Raw genomic sequence first — 20,383 nt, 5'->3', positions numbered from 1 at the left:
AACGGACCCTAGGACGGGGCAGGGGCCGTGCTGTCGCGGATGACGAGTTCGACGGGCATAATGGTCTCGACAGGGACATCCTTGGGATCGTCAGCGTTCAGCAGGCGCAGCAGCGTCTTGGCCGCGACCTGGCCGGCGCCGTACTGTTCTATGCGCACCGTCGTCAACCGCGGGCGGATGAGGTCGAGCATCGGCATGTCGTTGAAGCCGGTGACGGAAATCTCGCGGGGGCAGTCGATGCCGCGTGCGCGCAGTGCCTCGATCGCGCCCAGCGCCAGGCGGTCATTGGCGCAGAGCACGGCGGTGAACGGCACGCCACTGGCAAGCAGGGCCGCCATGCAGCGCGCACCGTCCTGCTCGTCGAACCGCGTGGCGGTGACGATGAGGTTTTCATCCACGCCAAGCGCCTGGTCCGCGGCAGCCGTGCGGAAGGCTGCAAGGCGGAGTTGGCCGGTCGAAAGATCCTGCGGACCGGCGATGTGGGCGATGCGTCGGTGGCCGAGAGCACGCAGGTGGCGCAGCATCTCGCAGATGCCGCCGTCCTCGTCATTGATGACATAGGGAATGGATGAACTCTCCACCCTTCGGTTCAACGTGACGACCGGCAGGCCGTCCTCGGCGGCGCGGGCGATCGACGGGTCGCTGCGCAGCACGGCGGCATGGATGATGCCGTCGACGCCACGGTCGCGCAGCACGTCGAGTAGGCGCACTTCCCGTTCACGTTCGCTGTCGGTGTTGACGATGATCGAGGCGTAGCCGAGCGGTTCGAGCACGCTCTCGATGCCGCGTAGGATCGGCGGAAAGATCAGGTTGGTAATGTCCGGGATCATCACGCCGACCGTCAGCGTGCGGTTGGTCCTGAGCCCCGCGGCGATGCGGTTCGGCCGGTAGCCGAGTTTTTCCGCGGCCGCCTGTACGCGTGCAGCGACCTCCTCGGTGATGGCCTTGCGCTCCACGGGGTCAAGTGCCCGGGAGACCGTCGATACATGCACGCCGGTCTCCCGGGCTATGTCCTTCAGGGTAATTCGTTTTTTCATCATGCCTCGTTCCTAGTCCGCGCGGGCATATTAACGCGAAGAGGCGGAGAAGCAAACGATTGCATGAGTTGCTTGACACTTGATTTTTGTCATGCTAGGTGTTTTTGCAATCGATTGCATTAATTCATTGCCGTGATCTGGGTGTCGCCGGCAGGCGCAATCGGCTCCTTGCGACGGCCGGGCGAACGAGGAGCGCCAAAGGCCGTGTGGCAATGGGTGGCGTTTTACCGCCATTTCTTTGACCTGTTTATGCAATCGATTGCGCATCAAGCGTTATACGTCACCCTGGTGGAGGAGCATCAATGACATTGACGAAAACCCTGACGGCCGCCCTGGTATTCACGCTGGCGAGCACGGCGGCCTATGCCGAAACGATCCGTATCGGCTCCTCGCTGCCGATCACCGGTGGCCTGTCGGTTAGCGGCGAAAAACACAAGCGCGGCTATGAGCTATGTACGCAGCTCATCAATGCCGGCGGCGGCATTCTGGGCAAGCAGGTCGAGCTGATCGTCAGCGACAACCGTTCCGACCCCGCCACCGCCATCAACCAGTATGAGCGCTTCATCAATGTCGACAAGGTTGATGCCGTCTACGGCACCTTTTCCAGCCGCCTGACCTTCCCGGTCGCGGCAATTCTCTCGAAATACAACATGGTGCATGCGGTTCCTTCGGGCGGCGCGCTGCGCATCTATGAACAGGGCTACAAGAACCTGTTCTATTTCCAGGTGAGTGCCGCCGAATATGCCGGCAAGGACGTGACCGCGGTCATCCATGATCTCATTCCGGCCGGCGAGGGGCCGAAGAACGCGGCGATCGTTTCGGCCGATGACTTCTTCGCCAATGCCATCGCCACAGGCCTCACCGGTGAAAAGGTCATGGACCCCGCGACCGGCAAGGAGATCGCCGACCTCGCTCCAGGCTACCTCGCCAAGGAAGGCATCAAGGTGGTGATGCAGGAGAAATGGCCGGAGGAGGGGTTCAACGACTGGCTGAACCTCGCCAACTCGATCAAGCGCTCCGGCGCAGAGATGGTCATCGGCCTGACGGCCTCGGCGGAAGAGGCCGTGCAGCTCACCCGCAGCCTGAAGACCGTCGGCGCGACGCCGAAACTGGTCTATCTCAGCCAGGGCGCGCAGAGCGAATTCGTCGAGGGTGTCGGTGAATCCGCGGCCGATGGCGTGATGATCCACACCAACTGGCACAAGGATGCCCCCTTCGAAAGCACGCTCGCCGGCAAACCGTTTACCAACGGCGATTTCGTGAAGGCCTTCTCCGCTGCCTACGGCGTAGAGCCGGACGAGGACAGCGCCATTCCCTTCGCCGTCTGCCAGGGCATCGAACAGGCGATCGCCGGCGCGGGCACGACGGACAATGCCAAGATGGGCGAATGGCTGCACACCCGCACCAAGGACGCGCCTGTGCGCACGGTGCTCGGTCGCTTCACCTGGGACGCCCGGGGCCTTGCGCAGGACAAGTCGCACATCATGGTCCAATGGCAGGACGGCGACCTGAAATTCGTCGCGCCCAGGGGCGAATTCGACGGCATCACGCCCTTCCGCTACCCCAAGGCCGGGTTCTGACCCTGCGGTAAGCGCTGGCGGCAGCCCCCCTCATCCGGCTGCCGCCACCTTCTCCCCCGCGAGGAGAAGGGGAAAACGAGACGTATGGGCGGCAAGACGCCTTCGACATCCACGAGATCAACAAACCGGAGGCCGGGCCCATGCTCGAAGTCAGGAATCTCTGTAAGCATTATGGCGGCATCAAAGCCGTCGACGAGGCGACGTTTTCGGTCGAGCAGGGCTCGATCACTGCCCTGATCGGCCCGAACGGGGCCGGAAAGACCACCGCCTTCAACTGCATCAGCCGCACCGTGACGCCGACCTCCGGCGAAATCCGGCTGGACGGCAAGCGTATCGATGATCTCAGGCCTCACAAGGTCACGGCGCGCGGCCTCAGCCGCACCTTCCAGATCTCCCGCAACCTTGCCGACATGACGGTCATCGAGAATATCATCGTCCAGTCCCGCGTTGCCGGCTGGCGCGATCTCATGCGCCCGGCCATGAGCGCCGAGGAGAAGGACAAGGCGATGTCCATCCTCGAATTCCTCGGCATCACCCGCATCGCCTACGAGGACGGGCACAATCTTTCCTATGGCCAGAAGAAGCTGATGGACCTTGCAGCCCTTCTGATGTCCGATCCGAAGATCATTCTGCTCGACGAGCCCGCCGGCGGCGTCAACCCGACGCTTATGGAAGAAATCGTCGGCCATATACGGGCGCTCAACGACAAGGGCCTGACCGTGCTCATCGTCGAGCACAACATGGACCTGATCATGCGGCTCTCGCACAAGGTTGTCGTGATGGCGCAGGGCCGCGTGATCTGTTCGGGCACGCCGGATGTCGTGCGTCGCGATCCACAGGTGCTCGAAGCCTATCTCGGCGGCGTTCTCGACGCGGAGGCGGCGTGATGAGCGAGCTTCTTCAAGTCACCAACATCACCGCCGGCTACGGCGACGGTCGCGCCATTCTTGACGGCGCGCATCTGACGGTCGAGCCCGGCAAGGTCCATTGCATCATCGGCCCGAACGGCGCCGGCAAGTCGACGCTCCTCAAGGCGATCTGCGGCATGCTGAAGATCCGCAAGGGCGACGTCATCTTTAAGGGCAAGCGGCTCAATGGCCTGCGCCCCGACCAGATTCTGCGCGAGGGCATCTGTTTCGTGCCGCAGGAGCGGGCGCTCTTCCCCAAGATGACCGTGCGCGAAAACCTGCGCATGGGCGGCTTCATCCTTAACGACCAGAAGGAGCTGGAGCGGCGCATCGACGGCATTCTCGAACGCTTCCCGATCCTCAAGGAACGCGCCAACCAGCATGCCGGAACCATGTCCGGCGGCCAGCAGCAGACGCTCGCCATGGCCCGCACGCTGATCATCAAGCCGGCCATCGTCATGCTCGACGAGCCCTCGCTCGGGCTTGCGCCAAAAATCATCCAGGAGATGTTCGACATCATGAAGATGATGTCGGCGGAGGGCGTCACGGTGCTGCTCGTCGAGCAGAATGCGCTGATGGGGCTGAAAAACTCCGACTGGGGCGTAGTGCTCGATCTCGGCCGCACGCTGTTCGAAGGCCCGGCATCGGACGTGCTTTCCGACCCGCGCATCCAGGAACTCTATCTCGGCGGCAAGAAGGCCGCCTGAAGGAGCGACGATGGCAGATATTATTCAAGTCCTTATCCTCGGCCTCGCGCTCGGTGGCGTCATCGCCCTGATGGGCTCCGGCCTGGCGCTGGTCTTCGGCGTCATGCGGGTCGTCAATCTGGCGCATCCGTCCCTCATCATCGGTGGCGCCTATGTCGCCTATTGGGGCTTCAAGTTCACCGGGGCCGATCCGATCGTGCTGCTGCCGGTCGCCACCGTCATCATGGGCGCCGTCGGCATGCTGCTCTACAAGCTGCTCTTTGCCCGTGAGGCGCGCAGCGCAAAATATTCCGAAATGACGGTGCTGCTCACCTTTGCGCTCGCCATGATCGTCGAGGGCTTGCTGGGCGCGCTGTTCAGCAATACCCAGCGCGTCACCTCACCCGATTATGCGACCGATGCCTTCTTCCTCGGCGACGTCTTCATTCCGAAGGGCCAGCTCTATGCCGGGCTGATCTCCGTCCTCCTTATCGGCGCGCTGGCGCTGTTCCTCAAATATTCGCGGCTCGGCTATGCCATCCGCGCCACGGCGCAGAACCGCGAGGCCGCCGAACTGCTCGGCGTCAACGTCAACCTCATCGGCCTCGTCGCCTTCGCCATCGGCATCGGTCTTGCGGGTGCCGCCGGCTCGCTCGTCAGCTTCGTCTTCTCCTTCTTCCCTGCCAAACACTGGGAGTGGATCGCCATGCTGATGTCCGTCGTCGTGCTCGGCGGCATGGGCAGCATCCTCGGCACGGTCATCGCCGCCGTGCTGCTCTCGGTGATCGCTGCCTTCGTCGGCACCTGGGTGGGTGCCACCTGGTCGACGATGACCTTCTTCCTCGCCCTTTTCATCATTCTGCTGGTGCGGCCCCAGGGCCTGTTCGGCGAAAAACCGGAGTTGGCATGATGGTCGTGACCCTTCAGCAATCCGATACAAGCGCCGTGCTTGAGGCAAGGCGCATCCACAACGAAAAACTGGCGCTTCGCGCCGACCAGCGGCGGGCGACGTGGTTCCCGCTGGTGTTGCTGGCACTGCTTTGCGCCCTGCCGCTCCTGCAGTTCACCGGCAACTACAATTATGTCCTGCATCTGGTGCTGTTCACCGCGTCCTATGTCGCGATGGCGTCAGGTTGGAACATTCTTGGCGGCTTTACCGGCTATGTCTCGCTCGGCCATGCGGTGTTCTTCGCCATTGGTGGCTATTTCTCCGGCATGATCCTCGCCCGCTACGGCATCTCGACGATCGTCACCGCCCCGCTTGCCGGCCTTGTCGCCGCCGCAGTCGGCTATCTCATCGGGCGCATCACGCTCACGGTGCGCGGCCCGAGCTTCATCATCTCGTCGATCGCGCTTCTGATGATTGCCCGCATCCTGTTCGACAACTGGGAATTTGTCGGCGGCGCCAATGGCGTGACGCTGCCGGTCAACAGCCTGCCGGTCGAATGGGCGAAGTTGCCTTATTACTACGCCATGCTGGGTATCGCCGCCGTCTCCGTCTGGGCGAGCTACCGCGTCAAGCATTCGAAGTTTGGCCTCGGCCTGCGCGCCATTTCCAAGGATGAGATCAAGGCGGAAAGTGCGGGCATCGACACGCGTTTCTACAAGGTCATGGCCTTCGCTCTGTCCGCCTTCTTCGTCGGCATGGCCGGCGCCGTCTGGGGCGAATACCTCACCTATCTGCGCCCCAACATCTTCCTGGTCATCCTCGTCTCCGCCAACCTCGTTTTGATGTCGATCCTCGGCGGCAAGGGCACGGTCGCTGGCCCGGTCATCGGCGCAATCCTCATCGTCGCGCTCAACGAGATCTTTGTCGCCACCATGGGCGCCTCCGAACTCAACATCCTCGGCACGGGCCTGGTGATGGCGCTCGGCTTGGTGTTCTTCCCGCTCGGCCTCGTCGGCACGCTGGCCCGCAGCGGCAAGCTGCCGCGCATCCTCAACTGGGACTGACTGCCCGCCTTCGACGACCCTTTCCACCTGAATTTCGTTCACTCCATAGGAAATGAGACATGAACATCCAAGCCGATACCCAACTGGCAAAAGCGCTCCGGGTCAGCGAGAAATCGCCGGACCTCGACAATCTCAAGATCGACCTCGTCGATGTGGCATGCTGAACAGCGCCACAGACGATGTCGCCGCGATCATCAAGGAAAAGACCGGCGGGCATGGGGCGGACATCGTCTTCAACACCGTCGGCAGTCCTTATTTCGAGATCGCCAACAATGCCATGGCCAAGCGGGCGCGGCAGATCTTCCTTTTGACCTTCGATCGCGCCGGGCCCTTCGGCATCTTCAACTTCTTCCGCCGGCGCCACAAATATATCGGCGTCGATACGCCGGCGCTGTCCTCGGTCAAGCGCGCATGCATCTTCGACAAGCTGAAGGCGAAGCTCGAGGGGGCAAGTTGAGGCCGTTCCCGATCAACCCGGCGACCGTCTATGGCCTTGCCGACGCGGCCTCGGCCTACGCCTCGGTGCTGCGCGGCACGGCCGATCGTGTACTGCTGAAACCCTGATGCAGGTGACGCGCTATTGCGAGACAAAACCTTGCGAGACGGCATCGTGCCACGACATGCGCTGTCGCCAGCTACGGGGCATGGAGGCGAGTGTGACCGACACGATCTGAATCAGCCTGCAGCATCGCCTGCCGCACCTCGCACGGCCGGCCGGGCCTAGACAATCCAATCGTCGTCGCGGGTGAGGTGGCGGCCGAAACGGTGTCCGCTGTCAGATTGTGCTTGGCCCTCTCGTCATCCTGCCTTCCCGGCGGCCTCACCCTTTCGCGCCAGCACAAAATCGTACTCCACCTCCCAGAACGGCCCGGCAAATTCATAACTCTTCGCCCGCGCCGCATTGTCGACGAGATGAAAATCGGCAAGCAGGCTTTGCTTCACGCCGAAGACCGCATCCGAATTGATATAGGGGTCGTGCGGATCGAAAATGTGGGTGATCAGCGTCTCGAAGCCTTCGGCCTTGAGGATGTAGTGCAGGTGTGCCGGGCGGTAGGGGTGGCGTCCCAGGTGGTCGAGCATCTTTCCGACCGGGCCGTCATGCGGGATCGGATAGAATTTCGGCTTGACGGCGCGGAACCAGTAGCGTCCGTCCGCCCCGGTGCGAAAGACGCCGCGCAGGTTGAATTCCGGCTGGATGCCGAGCTGCTGCACGTCGTAGAAACCCTCGTCGTTGGCCTGCCAGACATCCAGCACCGCGCCTTCGATCGGCCGTCCCTGCGTGTCGAGGATGCGGCCGGAAATCACCATGTCCTCACCCTTCTGGTCGAGGCAGATGTTGGCGCCCATCGGCAGCTCCGGTGCATCCTGCACATGGAACGGCCCGAGCACCGTGCTTTCCGAGGCGCCGGAGGGCTTGCGGTTGTTGATGGCGTCGACCAGCATGGAGACGCCGAGCGTGTCGGACAAGAGGATGAACTCCTGCCGCCATTCGTTGCACATCTGACCGGTGCGGGTGAGGAATAGGATCGCCTCCATCCACTCCTCCTGCGTCGGCTCGATCTCCTTCACGGCCTCGTGCAGCTTGCGCGTCACGACTTCCATGATCGCCTTCAGCCGCGCGTCCTTGGCATTCCTGTTGCGGCCGCTGACGACCTCGATGGAATTTTCTTCGGTGAAGAAACCCTTTTCGTGCTCTTCCATCATCGGCCTCACTTTCCAAGAACGGCTGTCATCACCCGGCGCAGCTCCGCTGCCGGATTTTCAGCACTGTCCGCCTGCCGCCAGCAGACATGATGGTCGGGGCGCACCAGCACGACGCCGCCATCGCGCACCTCGCTGAGATTGGCCCAATCGCCGGTAAAATCCTGCCATTGCTGGCGCGGGCCGATGGCGTGCGCGGCGATATCGATGCCGAGTTCGCGTCCGACCGCCTTCGCCGCCTCGATCCAGCCCTGCCCGCCGGGACCGGTCAGCACGGTGAAGCGGCCGTGGCCGGCAAGGTCGAGTGTTGAAACCTTCCTGCCGTCTTCCGAAAACAGCCAGGCATGGGGTAGGCGGGCACCCGGCCAGGTCGTTTGTTGGAAATGCAACTCCGGGTCCTTCGCAAAGATGGGTTCGGGCTGACCGTCGGTCACCACGGCATCCGAGCGGTAGCGCTGGTTCATCTCCACGCCATGGGCGTCGAACTCATAGACCTTTGCCGCGATCGCCTTGCGGATGGCGGCGCGCTGTTCCTCGGCGGCCGGCGTGTTGTTGCAGCGGGCGTCCATGTTCTGCTGCATCTTCACGGGGTCAATGGAATCAAGCAGGCCGAGCGCCTTGAAGATCGGCCCGAATTCTTCGATCGACTTGTTGGCGCGGGTGACGATCTGTTTTGCGACGGGCGCGCGCTCGGTCTGGTAGCTGTCGAGCAGTTTTTCGCCGGCCTGGCCCTTCAGCACATGGGCGAGCTTCCAGGCGAGGTTGAAGGCGTCCTGGATCGACGTGTTGGAGCCAAGGCCGTTCGAGGGCGGATGGCGGTGGATGGCGTCACCCATGCAGAAGACGCGGCCGTTCGAAAGCGTGGTGGCGTACATGTTGTTGACGGTCCAGGTGGAGACCGACTTGATCGTCACGTCGAGATCGGCGACACCGACGAGATCGCGCACCACTTTTTTTGCATGATCCTCGTCCACCGCGGGGGCCGGCTGGTTAATGTCGTAGCCCCAGACGATCAGCCATTCGTGCCAGGGTCGTACCATGCGTACCAGCCCCATGCCGATGCCGCCGACATCGGCGCCCGGCTGCAAGACCCAGTAGAGTACCGAGGGACGGTGGGCGACGTAGCGCGAAAGGTCGGCCTCGAAGAGGATGTTCATCGAGCCGGCAACGCCCATGCGACCCTCGAAGGAGAGGCCGGCATGCTCGGCGACCTTTGAGTTGCCGCCGTCCGCGCCGACGAGATATTTCGAGCGAACGGTCAGCGTCTTGCCGGTCAGTCGGTCGAGGCAGGTGGTGGTGACGCCGTCCGCATCCTGCTCGTGGCTGACATATTCGGTGGACATGCGGGCCTGTGTGCCGCGCGAACAGGCGGTCTTGAACAGCAGCGGCTCCATGAAGGTCTGGGGCAGGTCGTTCATGTGGCTCGGGGAGGAGAGCTGGTGTTCGGCGCGCGAGACGGGATGTTTGCCCCAGCTCTTCATGCGGCCAATTTCCTCGCCGGCAAGCGCCGTGCAGAAGACGTTCTCGCCCATCAGGTCCTGTTCTGCGGCGTACATATAGGCCTCGTCCTCCACCTCGCGGCCGAGGTCGCGCAGCACTTCCATGGTTCGCTGGTTGGTGATGTGGGCGCGCGGCGTGTTGGCAAGCCAGCGGTAGCGGTTGATCACCATGTTCTCGACGCCGTAACTCGAAAGCAGCGCGGCGGTGGCGGAACCGGCGGGGCCGGTGCCGATGATGAGCACGTCGGTGGTGATGTCAGCCATGTGATGATCCTCCCTGATGGATAGACGGGCCGCCGACAAGCGTGCGGCGAACCGGAAAGAGCTGGATGCCGGTGCGGTCGGAGAAGGCGCCCCAGAGACCGCGCGGCGCGAAGAGCATGACGAGGATGCCGGCAAGGCCGAGCATCAGCAGGTACCACGAGCCGTAGTCGGCCATGAAATTCTGCAAGAGAAAGAACAGGATGACGCCGAGGATCGGCCCTTCGATGGTGCCGATGCCGCCGATCACGACGATGAAGATGACATAGGCCGTCCAGTCGGTGACGGAGAAGGCGGCATCCGGCGATATGCGGGCCTTCTGCACATAGATCAGCGCGCCGGCAAGGCCGGTTAGGAAGGCTGTCGCGAGATAGACCAGCGCCTTCATGCGCCGGGCATCGACGCCAACGGCACGCGCCGCCTGCTGGTTGTCGCGCACGGCGGCAAGGCCGAGCCCCTGCTTGCTGCGCAGGAGGCGGTAGATGAAGCCGATGGTGGCGGCGGCGAGGATGAGCGCCAGCCAATAGGTGATCGCGTCGCTCGCCTGGGCCGGTTTCATGCCGAAGAGATCGCGTAAAAGCGAAACACCTGCCATGTCCCGCACCGCCTCGCGCGGCAACGATGTGCCGGTGCCGCCGCCGAGCGCCTTCCACTGGGCGAAGAGCAGGCGCACGATCTCCGCCACGACCCAGGTGCCGATGGCGAAATAGGGGCCATAGAGGCGGAAGGTGAAGAAGGCGGTCGGGATGGCGAGCAGCACGGACAGAACTCCGGCGATGAGGATCGCCAGCAACGGATCGACGCCCAGCAGGATGACCGCGCCGAACATGGCATAGGCGCCGAAACCGACGAAAACCTGCTGGCCGACGGAGATCAGCCCGGCGTAACCGGCCAGCAGGTTCCAGCTCTGCGCCAGCACCAGCATGGTGAGGATGAAGAACAGGTCCTGCACCGCGCCGCGCGAGACGAGGAAAGGCGCGGCAAAACCGAGCGCCAGCACAGCGAAGGCGACGAGCAGCGAGACCGACGAGACCTTCGTGCGGGTTTCGACCTTGAGGGAGGGGATGGCGATGCTCATCGAAAACACCTCAATCGACGGCGCGCGGGAAGAGACCGCGCGGCTTGACCAGAAGGACGGCGAGGAAGGCGAGATGGCCGGACAGGATCTGCCATTCGGGATTGATCGCCGCGCCGACCGTTTGCGCCACGCCGAGGATGATGCCGCCTGCAAGCGTGCCCCAGAGCGAGCCGAGGCCGCCGATGATCACCGCCTCGAAGGCGTAGATCAACCGGGCCGGACCGGCGGTCGGATCAAAATTGGCGCGGGTACCGAGATAGAGCGCGGCAATCGTCACCACCACCATGGCAAGCCCCGTCGCGACAGCGAAAATCTTGCGCGGGTGGATACCCATCAGGCCGGCCGTTACTGCATCGTCTGACGTGGCGCGGAAGGCGCGGCCGAGCGCAGTGCGGTAGATGAGGAGGTTCAGCCCGACAATGACGGCGACGGCCGAGAGAAGGGCGAGCAGCGGCATCAGGCCGATGATGACGGGACCGGCCGCTATCGAAGCCGTTTCCAGCGATCCCGCGGAGATACGGCGGCTATCGGCCGAAAAGCCCTCCAGAAGGCCGTTTTGGATGACGATTGACAGGCCGAAGGTGACGAGCAGCGGCGGCAGCACGTCCTTCCCAAGCGTGCGGTTGAACAGCACCTCCTGCAACGCATAGCCGAGCGCAAACATGACGGGTGCGACGATGAGCGCGGCGAGAAAGGGGTTGAGGCCGAGCGTGCTCACCAGCACGAGCAGCAGGAAGGCGGCGAGCACGATCAGGTCGCCATGCGCGAGATTGACCAGGCGCATGATGCCGAAGACGAGGCTGAGGCCGGCGGCGAACAGCGCATAGAGACCGCCGAGCAATACGCCCTGGACGATGGTGTCAATGAGGCTCATGGCGCACGGCTCCGAAATAGGCGGCGTGGATGTTTTCGCGGCTCAGCTCGTCCGGCCGGCCGGAAAGGGTGATGCGCCCCTCCATCATGCAATAGACGCGGTTGGCCACCTTCAGCGCCTGGCCGATATCCTGCTCGACGATGACGATGGAGGCGCCCGAGGCGCGGATGCGCGGGAAGGCGGCGTAGATATCGCGCACGACGACGGGCGCGAGGCCGAGGCTGATCTCGTCGCAGAGCAGCACATCAGGATTGGCCATCAACGCCCGGCCGATCGCCACCATCTGTTGCTGGCCGCCGGAAAGCGCCGTCGCCGGGTTGTTGTGCCTCTCCTTGAGGATCGGGAAGAGCGTGTAGACGCTGTCGAGCGTCCAGGCGCCGCGGCGTTTGCGATAGGCGCCGATGAGGAGATTTTCCTCCACCGTCAGCGAGGGAAAAAGCCGCCGCCCCTCCGGCACCATGGCGACGCCGCGGGCCAGAATATCGGGGGCAGGGAGCGCGCCGATCGCCTCGCCCCGGCAATGGATGGTGTCGGCGGCGCTTTTGAGCACGCCGGAAATGGCGCGCATCAGCGTCGTCTTTCCGGCGCCATTGGCGCCGATAATGGCGATGGTTTCGCCGGCCTCCACGCGGATATCGACGCCGAACAGCGCCTGGAAATCGCCGTAGAAAGCCGTCAGGCCCTTGGTTTCGAGGAGCGCGGTCATATCTCGATCCCCAGGTAGATTTCCTTGACCTCGCGTGAGGCCATGATCTCGGCCGGCGCGCCCATGCCGATCACGCGACCGAAATTCAGCACCAGCAACCGTTCCACCACCGAGGTCAGCGCGTGCAGCACATGCTCGATCCAGATGACGGCGACGCCCTTGGCATGGATGGCGCGGATGGTGGCGACGAGCGCCTGGCATTCGCCCTCCGTCAGCCCGCCGGCGATCTCGTCGAGCAGCAGCAGGCGCGGTTCGGTGGCGAGCGCCCGGGCAAGTTCCAGGCGTTTGCGCTGGAGCAGACTGAGGCCGCCCGCCGGCACGTTGGCCTTGTCGATGAGGCCGGTGTCGTGAAGAATCTTGGCGCAGCGGTCATAGGCCTCCGCCTCGCTGCGCCGGGCGCCAAAACTGCCGGCGACCAGCAGGTTTTCGAAGACGGTGAGTTTCTCGAAGGGCTGGGGGATCTGAAAGGTGCGCCCCATGCCGGCAAGACAGCGCGCCATCGGCGGCGTGCAGGTGACGTCGGCACCGGAAAAGCGGATGGTGCCGCTGTCGGCGGCGATCGTGCCGTTGATCAGGTTGAAGAGCGTCGACTTGCCGGCCCCGTTCGGACCGATAATGCCGAGCGCCTCGCCTTCGCCGACGGAGAAGCTGATCGCTTCCGCGACAGTGAGCGCGCCAAAACGCTTGGAAACGCCGTCGAGCTGTAACAGGGTCATCTTGCGCCTCCGGGGCCGCCCATCCTCCGCACGTTCAGGCGATCGCTTCCATCGTCCCGCCGACGGGGATGGCCGGCGCGGTCTTGTTGTCGGTGATGACGAGGTCGTAGCCGCCGCCGTCCTTCAGTCGCCATTGGCCGCCGACAAGCGGTGTCTTGGCGATGTTCTTCGCCGCAAACGGCGGCAGGTCCTTGCCGTCCCAGGTGACGGTGCCGACGAGCGTATCGAGTTTCGTCGCCGCGATGGCGGCCGCGACCGTATCGCCGTCCGTCGGGTCCTCGGCGCGGGAAAGCGCGTCCACCGCGAGTTCAAAGAGCGCATGGGCAAAGCCGATCGGCTGCGTCCAGGGACGGCCGGTCGTCTTGGTGAAGGCGCTAGCGACTTCGGCCGAGGTCTCGCCGGTCAGCGACGACTTGAACGGATGGCTCGGCGACCACCAGATTTCCGAGGAGAGATTGTGGCCGGCCGTGCCCAGCGCCTCCACCGCCTGCGGGAAGAGCAGCGCCTTGCCGATCGAGGCGACCTTCGGCACGAAACCCTGCTGCTTGGCCTGGTTCCAGAAGGTGGTGAAATCGGGCGGGATGACGACGCCGGTGATAATCTCGCATTGACCGGCCTTGAAGGCATTGATCTGCGCGGAAAAATCGTCGGTCATGTTCTGGTAGCGGCCGGGATCGTTCAGCGAGTAGCCCATCTTCTCCAGCACGGGCGGGAAGCCGACAACCTTGTCGCCCCAGGCATTGCCGTCGCCGTCATTGGGGAAGAGACCGCCGACCTTGCGGTTGGTCTCCACCTGCGCCCACATGTTGGTGAAGACGGCGATGACATCCTCCAGCCCCCAGAAGAAGTGGTAGGCGTAATCGAAGGGTTTCCAGGAGGCGGGATCGCCGGGATTGCCCTGCTGGCCGATGAACCAGGGCTGCCAGGGCGCGACGGTGGAGATGCAGGGCATGCCCTCCGCCTCGCACGTCGTCGCGACGGGATTGGTCGTCTCCGGCGTCGAGGCAACGAGCACCAGGTTCACCTCGTCGTCGACGATGAGTTGCTTGGCGACTTCCGCCGCGCGGTTGGAGTTCGACTGGCTGTCCTTGACTGTTATCTCGTAGTTCAGCCCCTTGGATTTGGCGACGGCGAGAAAGTTGTCGATGACGAAGCTGTCGGCCTCGCCGAAGGCGGCGAGCGGCCCGGTCTGCGGGCTGACATAGCCGAGTTTCAGCGGCGCATTTTGCGCCAGAGCCGGCATGGAAAGGCCGGATGTCAGGGCGGCGGCGCTGCCAGCGGCCGTCGTCTTCAGGAAATCGCGTCTCGTCAGCATGATGGGTCCTCCTCCCAGTCCCTTTTCGGGCGTTGTCAATCCGGCCGCCGGCCCTCCCAGGCATCCTGCAGCAGCGCACGGATCGACCGCCGGTCGATCGGGCGCGGGTTTGGATAGGGGTTTTGCGTGGCGATATCGGCGGCAAGGTCGAGATCACCTTCCGTAAGCCCGAGATCCTTCAGCGCCAGCGGCGCGCCGGCCGACTTGGCGAAATCCCAGAGCCCGCGGCCAACCGAACCGCCAAAAATCTCCGCCACGGGGGCGAGCATGTCGGGCACGGCGACGGCGTTGAAGGCCGCAGTGTGCGGCAGCATGATCGCATGGGTCTCGGCATGCGGCGTATCGAATGTGCCGCCGAGCGTGTGGCAGATCTTGTGGTGCAGCGCCATGCCGACCGTGCCGAGCACCGTGCCGCAGAGCCAGGCGCCATAAAGCGCGTCCGACCGTGCCGCCTCATCCCTTGGTGAGGCGACGATCGCCGGCAGGCTCTTTTGGAAGGCGCGCAGGCCCTCGACGGCCATCAGCGAGGAAACGGGGTTGCGGTCCTCGGCATAGAGCGCCTCCACGGCATGGGCCATGGCGTTGAGGCCGCTCGTCACGCTCATGCCGACCGGCAGGCCGAGGGTGAGCGCTGGGTCGTAGATCACCACTTCCGGCAAAATGCTAGCGCTGCGCACTGTCGTCTTGCGGCCCGCCTCCGTTTGGCCGAGGATCGGCGTCACTTCCGAGCCGGCATAGGTGGTGGGGATGACGATCTGCGGCAGGTCGGTGCGATAGGCGATCGCCTTGCCGAGCCCGGTCGTCGAGCCGCCGCCGAGCGAGACGACGACATCAGCCGCGGTCTGGCGCACCACCTCCATCGCCCGTTCCGTCATCTCGACGGGCGTGTGCATCACCGCCCCGGCAAAGACGCCGGCCACGCGGGGCCCAAGCGTTTCCGCCAGCCTTTGCGCATCACCCTCCTGGTGCGGCGTCGAGAGCACGAGCGCACGGCGACAGCCGATACGGTCGCTCCACTCGCCGGCGGTTCCGGCTTTGCCCGGGCCGAAGACGATATGCGCCGGACTGGTCGAATAGACGAAATCGCGGGTCATGTTCCGGCTCCCTGTTTTTTGGCGCGCGCCAGAACGAAGGTGAAATCGAGCCGCCAGCAGGGTTTTTCGCCCATGCGCTCGAAGCGGCAGATCAGCTCCGGCTTGACGGCGAAGAGCGGGTCCTCGGCAAGGTGCGGATCGCTGCCGTCGTAGAGATGGGTGACGAGCGTCTCGAAGCCGGCCGCCCTGATCAGGAATTGCAGATGCGCCGGGCGGCGTAGCGGCAGGCCGGCCTTCAGCAACAAGGCGCCGACCGGACCATCGTCAGGCACGCCGTAACCGGCGGGGCGCACGGTGAGGTAGTGGAAGCGCCCCTCCCCATCCGTCTGGAACAGGCCGCGCAAGTTGAATTCCGGCTGGAGATCGGGCTGCTGGTTTTCGTAGAGGCCGGCGGCATTTGCCTGCCAGGTGATGATCTCGGCCCCGGCGACGGGTTCGCTGTCGAGATCCACCACGCGGCCGAAGACGGTGAGTCGTTCGCCAACGCCATCGAGCGAGATGTCGCTGCCGAGGGTGCGAGCCGGTGCATCGGCACGAAAGAAGGGTCCGCGCAGCGTGCCCGGCGTCGCCTGCTTGGGGCGATGGGTGTTGACCTCTTCGACAAGAGCGGTCGCGCCGAGAAGATCCGACAGCAGCACCCATTCCTGCCGGCGGTCGTCCGAGGCGTGGCCGACATCGGTGAGGAAGGTGATCAGGCTGCGCCACTCGGCCGGCGTCGGCTTCAATTCGCGGATGAGGGCGTGGAGATGGGTGACGGCACCGACCAGCGCCCGCCGCAACGGCTCTTCGCCCGCGGCCGCAAGCCGCCGGGAAAACACCTCTGGCGAGATGAGCGTATTGACAGGGACTGCCATGCTTCGTCCTCCAACGTAGGAAGATTAGCAAAGCCACGGATCGGCATTGATGATTTTGTTCGGCGAGAATATAACGGATCGTTATGAAAATTGACGAGCGCCACCTGATCCAGCTTGCCGCCGTCGTCAAGACGGGCGGCGTTACCGAGGGGGCGGCGCTGCTCGGCATGGCGCAGCCCGCCGTCTCACGCACGTTGTCGATGTTGGAGAAACGTCTGGGCGAACCGCTGTTCCTGAAGGGGCGGCGGCCGCTCCAGCCGACGCCGCTCGGCCGGGCGCTGGCGGATCATGGCCAGACCATGCTCGCGGCCTCTCGCAAGGCGTCGGATACGATCGAGAGTTTTCGCGTCGGCAAGGGCGGTACGGTGCGTATCGGCGGCACACCCTTCTTCATGGATGCGCTGATCGCCGGGATGATTGCAGAATTCCAGAACCAGCATCCGGACGTGCGCGTCGACCAGATCTACGGCTATTTTTCCGATCTGCGCGCTGCGCTGAAGGCCGACCAGATCGACCTCGCCATCTGCCCGATCGATATTCTCGATGAGGGCTCCGGGCTGGAATTTCATGAGATTCTGCCCGGCCGCAACGTCGTCGCCTGCCGGGTGACGCATCCGCTGCTGTTGAAGCGCCGGCCGCAGCCGATGCATCTGCTGGACTATCCCTGGGTCGCACCGCCGCCGGGCAGTCCGCTTCTGGCCGACCTGCGCAGCATGCTGCTCTCCTTCGGCGCAACGGAGCTGCGCATCCGCTATACCGGCGGTTCGCTGATGAGCGTCGTCAACTACCTGAAGGGCACCGATGCCCTGACGGTGCTGCCGCATAGCGTGGTCTTTGCCCAGCGCAACGAGAAATCGATCACCGCGCTGCCGGTCAACGTGCCCCATCCGCAGCGCGCGCTCGGCCTCCTGAAGCGTGCCGATGCACCACGCATGCCGGCGGTCGATCATTTCGCCCGCCATGTGCAGAGCGGTTTCGACAACCTCAAGCACCTCATCAAGCGCCACGAGGAATCGGTGGTCTGGGGGCTTTGAAGGAAGGCGCCGGGAGGTTTCCGCCCCGGCGCCTCAGTCGCCATCAATCCTTGATGAAGGCCAGCACGTCGGCGTTGAATTTTTCCGCCTCGACTTCCGCCAGGCCATGCGAGCCGCCCTTGTAGACAAGAAGCTTGGCATCTTTGACGATCTTTGCGGATTTTTCGGCGGAGGCGGCGATGGGCACCATCTGGTCGTCGTCGCCATGGATGATCAAGGTCGGGCGGTCGATTGCCTTCAGGTCCTCCGTGTAATCGACCTCGGAGAACTCCCGGATGCAATCATAGTGGCCCTTGATGGAGCCCATCATGCCCTGCAGCCAGAAGGATTCGCGAAAACCTTCGTTTACTTTGGCGCCCTCGCGGTTGAAGCCATAGAAGGGCATGGTGACGTCCTTGAAGAACTGCGAGCGGTTCGTTGCCGTGCCCTGGCGGATGCCGTCGAAGACCTCGAGCGGCAAGCCCTCCGGGTTGGCCTCGGTCTTCAGCATCAGGGGCGGCACGGCGCCGACGAGCACAACCTTGGCGACGCGGGCGGAGCCGTGGCGGCCGATATAATGAGCAACTTCGCCGCCGCCAGTGGAATGGCCGATCATGACGAGGTCCTTCAGGTCGAGCGTTTCGATCAGCTCGGCAAGGTCGTCGGCATATTGGTCCATGTTGTTGCCGTCCCAGGGCTGGTCGGAGCGGCCGTGGCCCCGGCGGTCATGGGCGACAACGCGAAACCCGTTCTGGCCGAAGTACAGCATCTGGCCATCCCAGGCGTCGGCTGAAAGCGGCCAGCCGTGGGAAAACAGGATCGGTTGACCCGTGCCCCAGTCCTTGTAGAAAATCCGGGTTCCGTCCTTCGTCGTGATTGTGCTCATCGGGTTGGTTCCTTCTTCAGTTGCGGTTTCGGTCTGGGCAAGCGCAAGGCGGGGCAGCAGCGTGGCGGCGCCGGCAAGGGCCGCTGCGGCAAGCGTCTGCCGCCGGGTGACAGGCAAAAAGGTGCTCCAGTCGGTCATGGACCTACTCCTCTAGTCGGGTTGTGTTGGCGGCGTTTCGTCAGCGCCGGTCGGCGGCGAGCAGGTGGCGGACCTTCGGTGGGTCATCGCCCTTGTGGAAGCGACGCACCTCCTGCTGGAGATCGGCATCGGCCTTGGAGATGCGTCGGTGCTGGCGCAGGTGTTCTGCCCAGGATTCCACGAAGAACCATTCGAGGTAGATTGTTGGGTCGGCGGCATCCTCCGTTACGCCCCAGCCATAGGCGCCGTCACGCCGCCGTTCGGAGGAGAAGCTGTGGAGTGCCGCGAGGAAGGGTGCCCGGTCGGCCGCATCCACCCGGTATTCCACGGTGATCAGCACCGGGCCACGGTCATTTTCGACCGTGCCGGCGGTCAGCGGCTCGGGCCAATGGTTGGAGGGCACGAGGTCCGCCTCGCCCTTCGGCAGCTTCAGCCTATGGAAGACCAGGCCGACGACTGTGAGGCCGGCGGCGGCGACAAGCAACGTAGCGGGAATGCCGAGCGCCTCGGCGATCGTGCCCCAGGTGAGGCTGCCAGCGGTCATAGCGCCGTTGAACACGGTGAGGTAGATGGCAAGTGAGCGGCCGCGCACCCAGTTCGGCAACACGGATTGCGCCGTGCCGTTGAGCGTGGTGAGCGCGGTGATCCAGCCGGCGCCGAGCACCAGCAACAACAGGATCGCCACCCATTGCGGCGGGGCAAGCGACAGCCCGGCCATGACGGCGGCAGCGGCTATGGCGGCAAGCAGCATCAGGCCGTCGACGTCGAAACGCGCACGCAACATCGGCATCAGGAAGGCGCCGCCGATGGCACCGGCACCCACCGCGCCGAGCAGGACGCCATAGAAACCGGCCGTGCCGCCGAGGAGGTTGCGCGCCACCAAAGGCAGCAGCGCCCAGACCGCGCTGGAAAAGGCGAAAAACACGGCGGCGCGCACCAGCACAACATGCAGCTCGCGGCTCGACTTGGCATAGCGCAGGCCCGCGCGGAAGGCGCCGAAGAAGCGTTCCGACAGCGCGTCCTCGCTATCGACGGGACGTCGCCACCAGAGGAGGGCGGCGATGACGAAGACATAGCTGATGACATCGACGCCATAGGTGACGGCCGCGCCAAAGGTGGCGAGCAGCACGCCGCCAAGGGCCGGGCCGATGGCGCGCGAAATGTTGATGCCGAGCGAATTCAGCGCGATGGCGCCCTTGACGTCGGCCTTCGTCACCAGTTCCGGCACGATCGCCTGCCAGGTGGGCGCCATCAGCGCCGCGCCGATGCCGCCGATGAAGGTGAAGGCGACGAGCGAGGTGATCGATTGCAGGCCGGTCGCTGACAGCGTCAGCAGCGAGATGCTGGCCGTGGCGAGGATGAGCTGGATGACGATCAGGAATTTGCGCCGGTCGAGGATATCGGAGAGCACGCCGGCCGGGATCGCCAGAAGGAAGATCGGGAAGGTGGAGGCGGCCTGGATGAGGGCCACGGCGGCGGGTGCGGCGGAGAGGTCCGTCACCAGCCAGGAGCTTGCGACATCGCGAACGAAGGTGCCGATGTTGCCGACGATCGTCGCCACCCAGAGCACGGCGAAAACTTTTTGGCGCAGCGGCGCGAAGGCGCCGGGCGGGCGGGCGGTCTCGGCGGCCATCAGGTCCAGTCCTCCCGGGGCGCCGTCTTCCAGCGGTGCAGGTCGTACCAGGCGACCAGCAGGAAGGCGCCGGCCAGGCCGAGATGCTCGAAAAAGGCGTTGGTCGCCATCATGCGCTCCATGCCGGGCGTCATTTCCCAGAAGCGCAACGCGATGAAGGTCGCCATCAGCGTGAAGGCCGAGAGTGCCAACGCGCCGATCCAGCGGCAAAAGCCAGTCAGTACCATGGCCGAGCAGACGAGTTCGAAGAAGATGACTGCGGCGGCGAACGGGGCGGCAGGCGTCAGACCAAAATGCTCCATCTCGGCAATCGCGCTGTTGAAATCGAAGAGCTTCATCAAGCTGCCCTGGATATAGGCGGCGCAGAGCCCGAGAAGTGCCAAAAGCCGCACCGGATGGCTGATGATGAAGGGCGCGCAGACTTTTGCCGCGCGCTGTTCCATGGTTTGCA

20 protein-coding genes are annotated in these 20,383 nt (G+C 64.2%); 7 read left to right on the top strand and 13 right to left on the bottom strand.

The features are described from left to right. Positions 1-8 precede the first annotated feature (8 nt). On the bottom strand, positions 9-1,040 hold the full coding sequence (locus BSY16_RS30440) for a LacI family DNA-binding transcriptional regulator (protein WP_069063466.1): 1,032 nt from the start codon (positions 1,038-1,040) through the stop codon (positions 9-11). A gap of 299 nt (positions 1,041-1,339) precedes the next feature. On the opposite strand from BSY16_RS30440, the gene BSY16_RS30435 reads away from it, so the two are divergent. The 6 genes from BSY16_RS30435 (at position 1,340) to BSY16_RS30410 (ending at position 6,621) form a co-directional block, all read left to right on the top strand. Beyond that, positions 1,340-2,617: an amino acid ABC transporter substrate-binding protein gene (locus BSY16_RS30435; RefSeq protein ID WP_069063465.1), complete on the top strand. Its 1,278-nt coding sequence runs from the start codon at positions 1,340-1,342 to the stop codon at positions 2,615-2,617. 140 nt (positions 2,618-2,757) lie between these two features. Beyond that, positions 2,758-3,504 (top strand): ABC transporter ATP-binding protein, encoded by a 747-nt coding sequence (locus BSY16_RS30430; protein WP_069063464.1) that lies wholly within the window; start codon positions 2,758-2,760, stop codon positions 3,502-3,504. Then, a complete protein-coding gene (locus tag BSY16_RS30425) occupies positions 3,504-4,232 on the top strand; it encodes an ABC transporter ATP-binding protein (RefSeq protein ID WP_069063463.1) in 729 nt (242 codons plus the stop codon). Before BSY16_RS30430 ends, BSY16_RS30425 begins: the two co-directional genes overlap by 1 nt. Positions 4,233-4,242: 10 nt before the next feature. Continuing rightward, positions 4,243-5,121 (top strand): branched-chain amino acid ABC transporter permease, encoded by an 879-nt coding sequence (locus BSY16_RS30420; protein WP_069063462.1) that lies wholly within the window; start codon positions 4,243-4,245, stop codon positions 5,119-5,121. Further along, a complete protein-coding gene (locus tag BSY16_RS30415; protein ID WP_069063461.1) occupies positions 5,118-6,164 on the top strand; it encodes a branched-chain amino acid ABC transporter permease in 1,047 nt (348 codons plus the stop codon). The genes BSY16_RS30420 and BSY16_RS30415 overlap by 4 nt, the downstream gene beginning before the upstream one ends. A gap of 157 nt (positions 6,165-6,321) precedes the next feature. Beyond that, positions 6,322-6,621, top strand: a complete 300-nt coding sequence (locus BSY16_RS30410) for an MDR/zinc-dependent alcohol dehydrogenase-like family protein (RefSeq protein WP_069063460.1) — start codon at positions 6,322-6,324, stop codon at positions 6,619-6,621. 341 nt (positions 6,622-6,962) lie between these two features. On the opposite strand, the gene BSY16_RS30405 is transcribed toward BSY16_RS30410, so the two are convergent. Genes BSY16_RS30405 through BSY16_RS30365 form a run of 9 tightly spaced genes read right to left on the bottom strand, consistent with a single transcriptional unit; the run spans position 6,963 to position 16,262 of the window. Further along, positions 6,963-7,865: an intradiol ring-cleavage dioxygenase gene (locus BSY16_RS30405; RefSeq protein ID WP_069063804.1), complete on the bottom strand. Its 903-nt coding sequence runs from the start codon at positions 7,863-7,865 to the stop codon at positions 6,963-6,965. Between the two features lie 8 nt (positions 7,866-7,873). Further along, a complete protein-coding gene (locus BSY16_RS30400) occupies positions 7,874-9,628 on the bottom strand; it encodes an FAD-dependent oxidoreductase (protein ID WP_069063459.1) in 1,755 nt (584 codons plus the stop codon). Beyond that, the gene (locus BSY16_RS30395) at positions 9,621-10,703 is read right to left on the bottom strand and encodes a branched-chain amino acid ABC transporter permease (RefSeq protein WP_069063458.1); all 1,083 of its coding nucleotides are present in this window, start codon (positions 10,701-10,703) and stop codon (positions 9,621-9,623) included. The genes BSY16_RS30400 and BSY16_RS30395 overlap by 8 nt, the downstream gene beginning before the upstream one ends. Positions 10,704-10,713: 10 nt before the next feature. Beyond that, positions 10,714-11,577 (bottom strand): branched-chain amino acid ABC transporter permease, encoded by an 864-nt coding sequence (locus tag BSY16_RS30390; RefSeq protein ID WP_069063457.1) that lies wholly within the window; start codon positions 11,575-11,577, stop codon positions 10,714-10,716. Beyond that, a complete protein-coding gene (locus BSY16_RS30385; protein ID WP_069063456.1) occupies positions 11,564-12,283 on the bottom strand; it encodes an ABC transporter ATP-binding protein in 720 nt (239 codons plus the stop codon). The genes BSY16_RS30390 and BSY16_RS30385 overlap by 14 nt, the downstream gene beginning before the upstream one ends. Continuing rightward, the gene (locus BSY16_RS30380) at positions 12,280-12,999 is read right to left on the bottom strand and encodes an ABC transporter ATP-binding protein (RefSeq protein ID WP_069063455.1); all 720 of its coding nucleotides are present in this window, start codon (positions 12,997-12,999) and stop codon (positions 12,280-12,282) included. Before BSY16_RS30380 ends, BSY16_RS30385 begins: the two co-directional genes overlap by 4 nt. A 34-nt stretch (positions 13,000-13,033) precedes the next feature. Then, on the bottom strand, positions 13,034-14,314 hold the full coding sequence (locus tag BSY16_RS30375; protein ID WP_069063454.1) for an ABC transporter substrate-binding protein: 1,281 nt from the start codon (positions 14,312-14,314) through the stop codon (positions 13,034-13,036). 35 nt (positions 14,315-14,349) lie between these two features. Beyond that, positions 14,350-15,408: a maleylacetate reductase gene (locus BSY16_RS30370; protein WP_069063453.1), complete on the bottom strand. Its 1,059-nt coding sequence runs from the start codon at positions 15,406-15,408 to the stop codon at positions 14,350-14,352. Beyond that, entirely contained in the window at positions 15,405-16,262 is an 858-nt protein-coding gene (locus BSY16_RS30365) for a dioxygenase family protein (protein WP_069063452.1), read from the bottom strand. Before BSY16_RS30365 ends, BSY16_RS30370 begins: the two co-directional genes overlap by 4 nt. 83 nt (positions 16,263-16,345) lie before the next feature. On the opposite strand from BSY16_RS30365, the gene BSY16_RS30360 reads away from it, so the two are divergent. Continuing rightward, positions 16,346-17,296: a LysR family transcriptional regulator gene (locus BSY16_RS30360; protein ID WP_069063451.1), complete on the top strand. Its 951-nt coding sequence runs from the start codon at positions 16,346-16,348 to the stop codon at positions 17,294-17,296. A 43-nt stretch (positions 17,297-17,339) separates the two neighbouring features. On the opposite strand, the gene BSY16_RS30355 is transcribed toward BSY16_RS30360, so the two are convergent. The 3 genes from BSY16_RS30355 to BSY16_RS30345 form a co-directional block, all read right to left on the bottom strand. Beyond that, complete coding sequence (locus tag BSY16_RS30355; protein ID WP_069063803.1) at positions 17,340-18,161, bottom strand: alpha/beta fold hydrolase; 822 nt, start codon at positions 18,159-18,161, stop codon at positions 17,340-17,342. Between the two features lie 178 nt (positions 18,162-18,339). Beyond that, the gene (locus BSY16_RS30350) at positions 18,340-19,932 is read right to left on the bottom strand and encodes an MFS transporter (RefSeq protein ID WP_069063450.1); all 1,593 of its coding nucleotides are present in this window, start codon (positions 19,930-19,932) and stop codon (positions 18,340-18,342) included. Then, positions 19,932-20,375, bottom strand: a complete 444-nt coding sequence (locus tag BSY16_RS30345; RefSeq protein ID WP_286157372.1) for a DoxX family protein — start codon at positions 20,373-20,375, stop codon at positions 19,932-19,934. Before BSY16_RS30345 ends, BSY16_RS30350 begins: the two co-directional genes overlap by 1 nt. Between the last annotated feature and the right edge of the window lie 8 nt (positions 20,376-20,383).

Origin of the sequence: Sinorhizobium sp. RAC02, from assembly GCF_001713395.1 — a bacterium.
Lineage (GTDB): Bacteria > Pseudomonadota > Alphaproteobacteria > Rhizobiales > Rhizobiaceae > Shinella.
Note: the sequence above shows the minus strand (reverse complement) of the source record. Positions and strands in the feature narration are given on the sequence as shown.

Bases quoted from the DNA above. Each gene is read 5' to 3' on its own strand.
- BSY16_RS30440 (WP_069063466.1), bottom strand. From the start codon at position 1,040: ATGATGAAAAAACGAATTACCCTGAAGGACATAGCCCGGGAGACCGGC.
- BSY16_RS30435 (WP_069063465.1), top strand. From the start codon at position 1,340: ATGACATTGACGAAAACCCTGACGGCCGCCCTGGTATTCACGCTGGCG.
- BSY16_RS30430 (WP_069063464.1), top strand. From the start codon at position 2,758: ATGCTCGAAGTCAGGAATCTCTGTAAGCATTATGGCGGCATCAAAGCC.
- BSY16_RS30425 (WP_069063463.1), top strand. From the start codon at position 3,504: ATGAGCGAGCTTCTTCAAGTCACCAACATCACCGCCGGCTACGGCGAC.
- BSY16_RS30420 (WP_069063462.1), top strand. From the start codon at position 4,243: ATGGCAGATATTATTCAAGTCCTTATCCTCGGCCTCGCGCTCGGTGGC.
- BSY16_RS30415 (WP_069063461.1), top strand. From the start codon at position 5,118: ATGATGGTCGTGACCCTTCAGCAATCCGATACAAGCGCCGTGCTTGAG.
- BSY16_RS30410 (WP_069063460.1), top strand. From the start codon at position 6,322: ATGCTGAACAGCGCCACAGACGATGTCGCCGCGATCATCAAGGAAAAG.
- BSY16_RS30405 (WP_069063804.1), bottom strand. From the start codon at position 7,865: ATGGAAGAGCACGAAAAGGGTTTCTTCACCGAAGAAAATTCCATCGAG.
- BSY16_RS30400 (WP_069063459.1), bottom strand. From the start codon at position 9,628: ATGGCTGACATCACCACCGACGTGCTCATCATCGGCACCGGCCCCGCC.
- BSY16_RS30395 (WP_069063458.1), bottom strand. From the start codon at position 10,703: ATGAGCATCGCCATCCCCTCCCTCAAGGTCGAAACCCGCACGAAGGTC.
- BSY16_RS30390 (WP_069063457.1), bottom strand. From the start codon at position 11,577: ATGAGCCTCATTGACACCATCGTCCAGGGCGTATTGCTCGGCGGTCTC.
- BSY16_RS30385 (WP_069063456.1), bottom strand. From the start codon at position 12,283: ATGACCGCGCTCCTCGAAACCAAGGGCCTGACGGCTTTCTACGGCGAT.
- BSY16_RS30380 (WP_069063455.1), bottom strand. From the start codon at position 12,999: ATGACCCTGTTACAGCTCGACGGCGTTTCCAAGCGTTTTGGCGCGCTC.
- BSY16_RS30375 (WP_069063454.1), bottom strand. From the start codon at position 14,314: ATGCTGACGAGACGCGATTTCCTGAAGACGACGGCCGCTGGCAGCGCC.
- BSY16_RS30370 (WP_069063453.1), bottom strand. From the start codon at position 15,408: ATGACCCGCGATTTCGTCTATTCGACCAGTCCGGCGCATATCGTCTTC.
- BSY16_RS30365 (WP_069063452.1), bottom strand. From the start codon at position 16,262: ATGGCAGTCCCTGTCAATACGCTCATCTCGCCAGAGGTGTTTTCCCGG.
- BSY16_RS30360 (WP_069063451.1), top strand. From the start codon at position 16,346: ATGAAAATTGACGAGCGCCACCTGATCCAGCTTGCCGCCGTCGTCAAG.
- BSY16_RS30355 (WP_069063803.1), bottom strand. From the start codon at position 18,161: ATGAGCACAATCACGACGAAGGACGGAACCCGGATTTTCTACAAGGAC.
- BSY16_RS30350 (WP_069063450.1), bottom strand. From the start codon at position 19,932: ATGGCCGCCGAGACCGCCCGCCCGCCCGGCGCCTTCGCGCCGCTGCGC.
- BSY16_RS30345 (WP_286157372.1), bottom strand. From the start codon at position 20,375: ATGGAACAGCGCGCGGCAAAAGTCTGCGCGCCCTTCATCATCAGCCAT.